Genomic DNA, 8,572 nt, shown 5'->3' with positions numbered 1-8,572 from the left:
GCCACGGCGTCCTGCGCCTGGTCGCCGCGGCCGAAGCGCTTGGTGAGCCCGCGCGTCTCGAGCATGTAACCCATGGGTTTATCCTTTCTCTTCCGGGCGTGCGGGCCGAGCCACCGTGCCCGCTCGCCTTACCTTTCGGGTTTACCATCCATGGTGGGGCGCGTTTCTAACGAAGCCGTAACGGCCGTTGGGCTCTTTTGGCGCCAGCCCTTCTCGACCCGCACGCATTTGCTTAAAGCAACAACTTTCCCGATCGATGTAATCACCAAATCAAAACGTGTACATCAGACACCAAAGAGCCCGAAAAATGTCGTTTTTGGTGACTGATGTACACAATTGCAGAATACAGCGCAGCTCAGAACCACCCTCCACATGTCTGGACTCTCTATGCTTACGCTGGATAGACATCGCCAGAACGGGTATAGTATCGAAAGTTTTGTCGTTTACCAGCGGGGGAGTCCTGTGGGCATCAAAAAGAAGATCAAAAAGGAGCTTATCGGCACCTCCGATTACCCGTCGAATAAGATCTTCACGATCTCCAATTTCATTACCTTCACGCGCCTGATCCTCACGCTGGTCTTTCTGTACCTGTTTGTGACGGACAACAACCGTGTCGTCGCCATTGTCATCTATGCCATCGCGGCCTCCACCGACTGGATGGACGGTCAGATTGCTCGCATGACCAAGACGGTCTCGTGGCTCGGCAAGATGATGGACCCCGTCTGCGACCGCGCCCTGCTGTTTACCGGCGTGTTGGGCCTGGTAGTCCGCGGCGAGCTTCCCATCTGGGTCTGCGTGCTCATCATCGGCCGCGATATTTACCTGGGAATCGGCACGCTCATCGTGCGCCACTATCATCGCCGTCCCATCGACGTAGTTTTTCCTGGCAAGATTGCCACGGCGCTGCTTATGACCGGCTTCTCGCTCATGCTGCTCGGGTTCCCCGTTATTGACGGCCTGCATCTTTTACCTTCAACCCTCACGGCCTTCCCGGGCCTCAACGGAAGCTCGGTGCCCCTCGGCATCTTCTTTGTGTACGGCGGCGTGATCTTCTCCATGCTCACGGCTGTCATCTACTCCATTAAGGGCGGAGCGGCCATTAAACAGGCTCTCGCGCATCCCGAGGACGAGGACATCGACTTTCTGAACCCTGAAATCGAAGACTGATTCGTTGGGGTATGATTACGTACGGTTCATTATTTGCGGCACGTCCGCGATAAGTTAGGGGTTGTCATGGACAACATGGTTAACAATATGCCTCAGAATGATAAGACTGCTGACGCTACCTGCGTATTCCGCGTGCCTTCAAGCGACGTCACCGTTCCCGACCTCATGGCCAACGTGCGCATCACCGCCCCCGTTCTGTCCATCGTCAAGGGTCCGCAGACTGGTGCCGCCTTTGAGCTCGAGGACGACGTGACCACCATCGGCCGCGATCCTGCGAACGGCATTTTCCTCAATGACATGACTGTTTCGCGCAGCCACGCGCGCATTATTCGCGAGGGCCTTGGCGCTCGCATCGAGGACCTGGGCTCGCTCAATGGCACCTGGGTCGACGGTGCCATCGTCAACGCGGCCCCGCTGCACGACGGCTCTTCCGTCCAGATCGGTACGTTTACGCTCATCTACCACGAGAGCACGCCGGAGCGCATCGAAACCGGTGAGTAGGGCATGGCCGAACGCAACTATCTGAGTATCGGCCAAGTCGTCAACCTACTTCGAGGCGCATACCCCGATCTTTCGAACTCAAAAATTAGATTTCTAGAGGATGAGGGGCTCATTACCCCTCATCGTACGCCTAAGGGATACCGTCAGTACTCCAAGGAGGACGTTGATCGCCTGGAGGTCATTCTGCACTTGCAGAAGACTCGCTACATGCCGCTCAACGTAATTAAGCAGCGCTTGGAAAACGCCACGGACCTGTCAACGCTCGCTTACGAGGTGGGCTTGCTGTCCGATGTTCCGCTCAAGACGGAGCCCAAGGAGACTAAGCAAAAGCTGCATCCCATCGAGACCATTCCCGATATGTTGGGCGTCGAAATTTCGTTTATCCGCTCGCTTGCCGAAAACGACCTCATTCGCATCATCAAGAGCCCGCAGAATCGAGAGCTCGTCGATGGCCGCGATTTCCCAATCATCCGCTACTGCTCCGAGCTGTCACGCTTCCATATCGAGCCGCGCAACCTGCGTCAGTACGTGTCTTCCGCCAACCGCGAGTCCTCGATGTTTGAGCAGGTGCTCGTGAGCATGCTCGGAATGGATACCTCCGATGACGAGCGCGACGCCAAGCTCGAGCGTGCGTTTAAGAAGCTTCACGACCTAACGGAAGGTGTGCACACTGCGCTGCTCAAGAACCGCGTTTTTGAGTCGCTCAACGCCGTGGTCGAGGACGCCGACATCGATGCACTCGATGAGGAAATCACTCGCTCCGAGTCCACCAAGGCCAAAAACGAAGAGATAGCCGCGCCGGCTTCGCACGAGGATTCTCTCGTAAAGCCGCTCAAGGTCGTCGCCCCTTCGCAATCCGGCTCCTCCACCGCAGGCAAATAACCTCAGCTGAAATTTCGGCAATCCATGAAAGGTCACGCCATGTACGACTTCGAATCTCATATCGTCGATATCCCCGACTATCCCGAGCCCGGAGTCGTCTTTAAGGACATCACACCGCTCTTTGGCAATCCCGAGGCCCTGAAGGCCATGGTGGATGCCCTGGCTGAGCATTTTGCTGGCATGGGCATTACCAAGGTCGTAGGACCCGAGGCCCGCGGCTTTATGGTCGGTGTGCCCGTGGCCGTCGCCCTGGGTGCCGGCTTTGTTCCCGCACGTAAGCCGGGCAAACTGCCGCGCAAGACGGTAAGCGAGAGCTACGAGCTCGAGTATGGAACGGATTCTATCGAGATCCACGCCGATGCCATCAGCTCTAAAGATACCGTGTTGATTCTGGACGACTTGGTCGCGACGGGCGGAACCGTCGAGGCAACAGGTAAACTGGTGCGAGATATGGGCGCAAAGCTTGTGGGCTACGGTTGTATCCTTGAGCTTGCGTTTCTCAACCCGCGCAAGAAGCTCACGCCTTCTAACGAGGACGTTGAGCTCTTTAGCCTGGTAACGGTGGACTAGCCGCTACCCTTAGATACCGGAAAGGAAGCTCCATGCGCACAGCAAACACGCACAAAAACATGGCACGCTGCGCTGCTACGGCAACCCTCGCTTGTGTTTTGGGCCTGGGCCTCGTGGCTCCGGCCTATGCCGATACCGCATCCGACCTTGCCGCTGCTCGTACCAAACTCGAGCAGATTGGCACCCAAACCCAGCAAATTCATGAAGAACTCTCCGCACAGACGCAGGAGCTTGATCAGACTGCAGGCGAGATCACGCAAAAGCAGCAAGAGATTGCCGAGGGTCAGGCAAAGCTTTCGAGCTACGTTGCCGGTGAGTACAAGACTGGCGGTCTGAGTCTCCTTCAGGTTCTGACGGGCGTCGACGATCTGGGCGACATGCTCAACCGTCTGTTCTACTACGGCAAGGTTTCCGACAAGCAGGCCCAGACCATTCAGGAGGTCAAGGACCTTAAGCAGCAGCTCACCGATAAGCAGACCGAGCAGGAGAAGAACGTCGCCGCGACGCAGAAGAAGGTCGACGAGCTCAATGCCCAGCAGGCTGAGGCCCAGAGTGTCGTGAACTCCCTGGATTCACAGCTGCAGGCCGAGCTTGCTGCCGAGGCCGAGGCCAACGCCGCGCTTCAGGCTGGCATCAATGCCAGCACCGCCGAAAAGGCCACGGTGAGCAACGACACTGCCGGTACGACCGAGAACACCAACAATGGTGGCGGTACGACCAACAACGGCGGCGGCAACACGCCCGCGCCCGCTCCTGCCCCCACGCCGCAGCCCGTGACGCCTGCTCCGACTCCGACGCCTTCCGCACCGAGCCAGTCCGTTGACGGCGGTACCGTTGTTTCGCGCGCCTACAGCAAGCTCGGATACGCTTATTCCTGGGGCGGCATTGGACCGAACAGCTTTGACTGCTCCGGTTTTGTAAGCTATTGCCTCACGGGCCGCTACTGCCGCCTGGGCACCACCGGCACCTTCATGGGTTGGACCCGCGTGTCCGATCCGCAACCCGGCGATGTTGTGGTTAACTCCTACCATACAGGCATCTATATCGGTAATGGTCAGATGATCCATGCTTCCGACTACAAAACGGGCGTCATCATCAGCTCCGTCGCTGCTGGCATGAACAACAATTACATTTTCGTGCGCTACTAATTTATTACTGCAGCGAACGAACGTGGGCCTCGCGATCTTGAGTCACGAGGCCCATTCTTTTTTCCCTTACCGTTTGGCATATGATCAGTACGGCTATCTAGTATTCAAAACTAGATAGCCGTACTGATCAATCAAAAAGATGGCTATAATTGTTGGGGAACAATTAGAAAGGACCCTCAATGAGCTGGGCACTTATCTCCGATTCGAGCTGCAATCTTCGCGATTGGCAACCAACCGCACCTCATACCACCTTTGCATTTGCACCCCTTAAGATCCGAGTGGGGGAGCGTGAATTCGTTGACGACCTCTCGCTCGATGTTCACGAGCTCAATTGCGCCGTGCAGGCGGAGTCGAGCGCTTCTTCGAGCGCCTGTCCAAGCGTAGGGGAGTGGGCCGAACTCTTCAGACTTGCCGACAAGACGATCTGCATGCCCATCTCTGAGGGCGTCTCGGGAAGCTACAATGCTGCTGCTGCGGCACGCGATATGGTACTTGCCGAGGAGCCCAACCGCCTGATTCACCTGGTCAATTCGCGGGCAGCGGGCGGCAAGATGGACCTGATCTTCTTACTGTTTGATCGATATCTTGCGTGTAACCCGGATGTTTCCTTTGAGGACGCCTGCGCTTACTTTGATAGCTTGGAGCAGAACAGCAAGATCCTCTTTAGCCTGTGTAATTACGAAAACCTTGCGAAGGCCGGACGCATTCCTAAGGCAGCCGGCGTCATTGCCAACAAGCTCAATATCCGCATTTTGGGCACGGCGAGCGAAGCGGGCAAAATTGAACTCGTTGGGCACACCCGTGGCGAAAAGAAGATGCTTGGCAAGATTGTCGATACCATGGAGGCCGAAGGCTTTACTGGCGGCGAGGTCATTATCGACCATGTCGAGAATGAGACGGGCGCCCAGGCACTTGCCAGCCGCATTGTGGAGCATTGGCCCGGCTCCAAGACCATCATCATGCCCTGTAACGGGCTAGATTCCTATTACGCCGAGATGCACGGTCTCATCATCGGTTACGGCATGGGCGTAGCTTCGGGCCGATAATGTCCAACTAGTCAAACGCGCGGGCGGGATAAGGGGCCAGTGGCTCTTTATCCCGCCCGTCTTATACCTCAGTTAGCTATTAAAGCCATTAAACTTGAGATAGCTCATCAGGTATGCCTTCGAAACGAAGGACGATACTGCACTGCGTACGAGCAGTGATTCGCGTGTAACCTGATGTGCGGTATCGGGCACGGGAGTCTGCTCGACGGAAAACGCCGCACGAATCGATGCCTCAAGTTGATCGACTACATAATCGAAAGCCGTCGGAGCGTCATAGCTCAAGCGCTGAATATTAAAAAGCGCCTGAACCGCAGCGATAGGCAGCACCTGCTTAAAGATACAAATGGCGATGAGGCGCGCAATCTGCTCACGGCCATACTGCTTTTTAACCGGAGCAGGAACGAGGCCGACCTTCACGTAGTTATTGATCATCGAAGGCGTGATAACGGGCTGCTCTACGCAAATCGAAAGCGGCTCCATCCACAGCGCAACATATTCAATAACCTGATCGCGATAGAGCGTTACATTGGGCAGCTGGTCATAGCGTGGCAGGCTCAACGCGTTGAGTTTACCCACCATATCGGACTGAATAAATGCATCCGGCAGCACCGTCGGTTGAATATCCTCGGGCTTAATGCTGACCGATGTATCGGACATCGGGATAACATGTTTAGCGTGGTTCATAAGAGGCCTCCGTTCGTTTTCTATATTGTATTCTAGGTTATCTAGTTTTGCATACCACATAGCCGCCAAGAAAAAGTGGTTTGACAGTACATTGATGCACCGTCAAACCACTTTGTTTAAAGATAGCAACCTTACATAAGATATATTATCGTACTTATCCACGGAGAAACGCGTATGCGCTAGTTGCTGCTATGGCTCCGTCAGAAACGGCGGTCACAACCTGACGTAAGCGCTTGGAACGGATATCGCCAGCAGCAAATAGACCTGGCGTGCGGGTCGCCATGGATTCATCAGTCAGAATGCCGCCATCAGGCGCCAAATCGACAAGATGCTCAACAAGCTCGGTATGGGGTTGCGTCCCGGTAAAGACAAAGATGCCAAACGAGCCAGGCTCAAAGGTCTCAGCATGCGTCTTGCCGCTTGCATTGTCCTTGAACGTAATTGTCGTGGGCATCGCTTCACCAGAAAGCTCAACAATACTAGTTTGGTACCTAACTGTAATATTGTTTTTTTTGAGTACTTTCTGAACAACACCATCAGGCGCACGGAACTGGTCGCGGCGCAGCACGATGGTCACACTGCTGGCAATGTCTGACAGGAACAGTGCCTCTTCGCATGCCGAATTGCCACCACCGATTACAAAGACCTGTTTGCCGCGGAAGAACATGCCGTCACATGTTGCGCAATATGAAACGCCACGACCGCGATAGGTATCCTCGCCAGCGAAACCTGCCGGACGCGGCGTGGCACCCATGCAAGCGATAACGCTCGAGGCAAGCGTATCGCCCATATCGTGATGCACCGTAAACAGCGCTGCATCGGCATCGTAATCGATACCCGTAACCATGCTCCATGTAACCTGCGCTCCCAGCCCCTCTGCATGTTGCTGAAAACGCTCGCCGAGTTCGGCGCCACTCAAGAGCGGAATGCCCGGATAGTTCTCGACCTCATTGGTCGTGGCGATCTGTCCACCCGACATGCCCTGCTCAATCACGGTCGTCGTCAGGTTGGCACGCGCAGCGTAAATGGCGGCAGCATAGCCCGCGGGGCCTCCACCGATAATCGCAACATCAATCGGCTGATCGGTAGTCATGAAGAATCCTCTCGTCGAAACGTTGTCGTTCTTTGCGCTCATACCCAAATTTACGTGAACATGACACTCATGCACTACAATGATAAATCGCGTAACAAAGCTGAAGGGGAGTTATCGATGGATCAAACGCAGACGAGCAATAGCGCTCCCCTGCCCATGCAAGCCACTCCCCAACCGGAGCAAATGACCGTTTTACCTGCACAAAAACCCCTGGTAACCATTGTGCACGCATCAGTTGGATCGGGCCACAAAGCCGCCGCCAACGCGATTGCACAAGCATTTGACCTTATCCGCGGCACCAAGGGAATCCCTGAGGATATTGAAATTGAAGTGCTCGATATCCTTGATTTTGGACGTATTAAATTCGACGGCAATAAGACCGCGGCTTCTTTTACGGGAGCCACACGCCCCATTTACGACCTGACCTGGCGATATACGCTTACGGGGCATCTTCTCTGGGGTGGCGGCACGGCATGGTCGCGAATTATGTTCCCCGCCTTCAACGAATATATTCGTCGCCGCAGGCCTATAGCCGTGGTCGCAACGCACATCACAGCAGCCAATGTTGCCGTGGGTGCCCGCGTTATTACGGGTATCGATTATCCGGTCATCTGCGTACCAACAGACTATGAAGTCGAAGGCTTTTGGCCCCACAAGGACACCGACCTGTTCTGCGTGGCCAACGAGTTTATGGCCGAAACGCTGCGCCCCCGCAAAGTTCCCGAGTCAAAGATCCGCATAACGGGCATCCCCATCCGAGCCGGTTTCGATTCAAATTACGATCGCGAGGAAGAGCTGAGCAAGTTCAATCTCCCCATAGACAAAACCGTCGTATTGGTGATGGCCGGCGCCAGTTTGCCCCAACCATACGTGCGTTTCCGTGCCGCGATGGACCACACGCTCCCCTTCTTACGCAGCTTTGAGGACATGCACTTTGTCTTTTTACCGGGCAAGGATAAGGAATACGCCGCCCGCCTCAAGACGCTCTTCGACGCCATGAAGCTCGATAATGTCACGGTTCTAGACTACGTGGACGACATGGCGGCCCTCATGCACGGCTGCGACCTAGCAATCCTCAAATCGGGCGGACTCACGGTCACCGAGTGCCTCTGTGCACATCTGCCGATGATCCTGCTCGGCAAATCATATGGCCAGGAAAAAGCCAACACCACCATGCTCACCGGCATGGGCGCCAGCATGCACGTCACGACAGCACGAGAGCTCATCGTGACGCTCCGTCACCTACACGACCACCCCGAGTCACTCAAGGCCCTACTCATCAACGGCGAAGTGCTACGCCGCCCCCACGCAGCCGAAGACATCGCCATCGCAACCATGGAGCTGACCGGCAAACCCCAGAAACGCAAACGAGCCTTCTGCCGCTTCTACTGGGGCGGAAAACCCGCGCATATCCGCTAGGCGATAGTCCGCTGCTCGGCGGGAGCCGCCCATATATCATTCCATGCTCAAACATTCTCGCT

Annotated in this window: 9 protein-coding genes; 7 read left to right on the top strand and 2 right to left on the bottom strand. The window is 55.6% G+C overall.

The annotated features are described in order from the left end of the window. The first annotated feature begins 462 nt into the window (after positions 1–462). The 6 genes from I1969_RS05565 (at position 463) to I1969_RS05540 (ending at position 5,314) form a co-directional block, all read left to right on the top strand. The gene (locus tag I1969_RS05565) at positions 463–1,167 is read left to right on the top strand and encodes a CDP-alcohol phosphatidyltransferase family protein (protein ID WP_195233685.1); all 705 of its coding nucleotides are present in this window, start codon (positions 463–465) and stop codon (positions 1,165–1,167) included. Between the two features lie 66 nt (positions 1,168–1,233). Then, complete coding sequence (locus tag I1969_RS05560) at positions 1,234–1,668, top strand: FHA domain-containing protein (protein WP_006236002.1); 435 nt, start codon at positions 1,234–1,236, stop codon at positions 1,666–1,668. 3 nt (positions 1,669–1,671) lie between these two features. Continuing rightward, a complete protein-coding gene (gene ftsR / locus I1969_RS05555) occupies positions 1,672–2,550 on the top strand; it encodes a transcriptional regulator FtsR (RefSeq protein ID WP_195233683.1) in 879 nt (292 codons plus the stop codon). A 39-nt stretch (positions 2,551–2,589) separates the two neighbouring features. Next, the gene (locus I1969_RS05550; protein ID WP_195233681.1) at positions 2,590–3,120 is read left to right on the top strand and encodes an adenine phosphoribosyltransferase; all 531 of its coding nucleotides are present in this window, start codon (positions 2,590–2,592) and stop codon (positions 3,118–3,120) included. Positions 3,121–3,152: 32 nt separating this feature from the next. Beyond that, the gene (locus I1969_RS05545; protein WP_195233679.1) at positions 3,153–4,268 is read left to right on the top strand and encodes a coiled-coil domain-containing protein; all 1,116 of its coding nucleotides are present in this window, start codon (positions 3,153–3,155) and stop codon (positions 4,266–4,268) included. A 179-nt stretch (positions 4,269–4,447) separates the two neighbouring features. Continuing rightward, entirely contained in the window at positions 4,448–5,314 is an 867-nt protein-coding gene (locus I1969_RS05540) for a DegV family protein (protein ID WP_195233677.1), read from the top strand. A gap of 72 nt (positions 5,315–5,386) precedes the next feature. Here the strand turns inward: I1969_RS05540 and I1969_RS05535 are convergent, their stop codons facing one another. Continuing rightward, entirely contained in the window at positions 5,387–5,998 is a 612-nt protein-coding gene (locus I1969_RS05535) for a DUF1836 domain-containing protein (RefSeq protein ID WP_187361898.1), read from the bottom strand. Positions 5,999–6,152: 154 nt separating this feature from the next. Beyond that, positions 6,153–7,091, bottom strand: a complete 939-nt coding sequence (locus I1969_RS05530) for an NAD(P)/FAD-dependent oxidoreductase (protein WP_195233675.1) — start codon at positions 7,089–7,091, stop codon at positions 6,153–6,155. Between the two features lie 69 nt (positions 7,092–7,160). Here I1969_RS05530 and I1969_RS05525 point away from each other — a divergent pair, with 69 nt between their 5' ends. Beyond that, positions 7,161–8,510, top strand: coding sequence for an MGDG synthase family glycosyltransferase (locus tag I1969_RS05525; protein ID WP_229028273.1), 1,350 nt, complete (start codon positions 7,161–7,163; stop codon positions 8,508–8,510). The last annotated feature ends 62 nt before the right edge of the window (positions 8,511–8,572 follow it).

The organism is Collinsella aerofaciens (genome assembly GCF_015548375.1).
GTDB classification, from domain to species: domain Bacteria; phylum Actinomycetota; class Coriobacteriia; order Coriobacteriales; family Coriobacteriaceae; genus Collinsella; species Collinsella aerofaciens_AB.
Note: the sequence above shows the minus strand (reverse complement) of the source record. Positions and strands in the feature narration are given on the sequence as shown.

What these genes read in the sequence shown, in the direction of transcription:
- I1969_RS05525 (WP_229028273.1), top strand. Translation starts at nt 7,161, where the DNA reads ATGCACTACAATGATAAATCGCGTAACAAAGCTGAAGGGGAGTTATCG.
- I1969_RS05560 (WP_006236002.1), top strand. Translation starts at nt 1,234, where the DNA reads ATGGACAACATGGTTAACAATATGCCTCAGAATGATAAGACTGCTGAC.
- I1969_RS05535 (WP_187361898.1), bottom strand. Translation starts at nt 5,998, where the DNA reads ATGAACCACGCTAAACATGTTATCCCGATGTCCGATACATCGGTCAGC.
- I1969_RS05540 (WP_195233677.1), top strand. Translation starts at nt 4,448, where the DNA reads ATGAGCTGGGCACTTATCTCCGATTCGAGCTGCAATCTTCGCGATTGG.
- I1969_RS05550 (WP_195233681.1), top strand. Translation starts at nt 2,590, where the DNA reads ATGTACGACTTCGAATCTCATATCGTCGATATCCCCGACTATCCCGAG.
- I1969_RS05545 (WP_195233679.1), top strand. Translation starts at nt 3,153, where the DNA reads ATGCGCACAGCAAACACGCACAAAAACATGGCACGCTGCGCTGCTACG.
- ftsR (WP_195233683.1), top strand. Translation starts at nt 1,672, where the DNA reads ATGGCCGAACGCAACTATCTGAGTATCGGCCAAGTCGTCAACCTACTT.
- I1969_RS05530 (WP_195233675.1), bottom strand. Translation starts at nt 7,091, where the DNA reads ATGACTACCGATCAGCCGATTGATGTTGCGATTATCGGTGGAGGCCCC.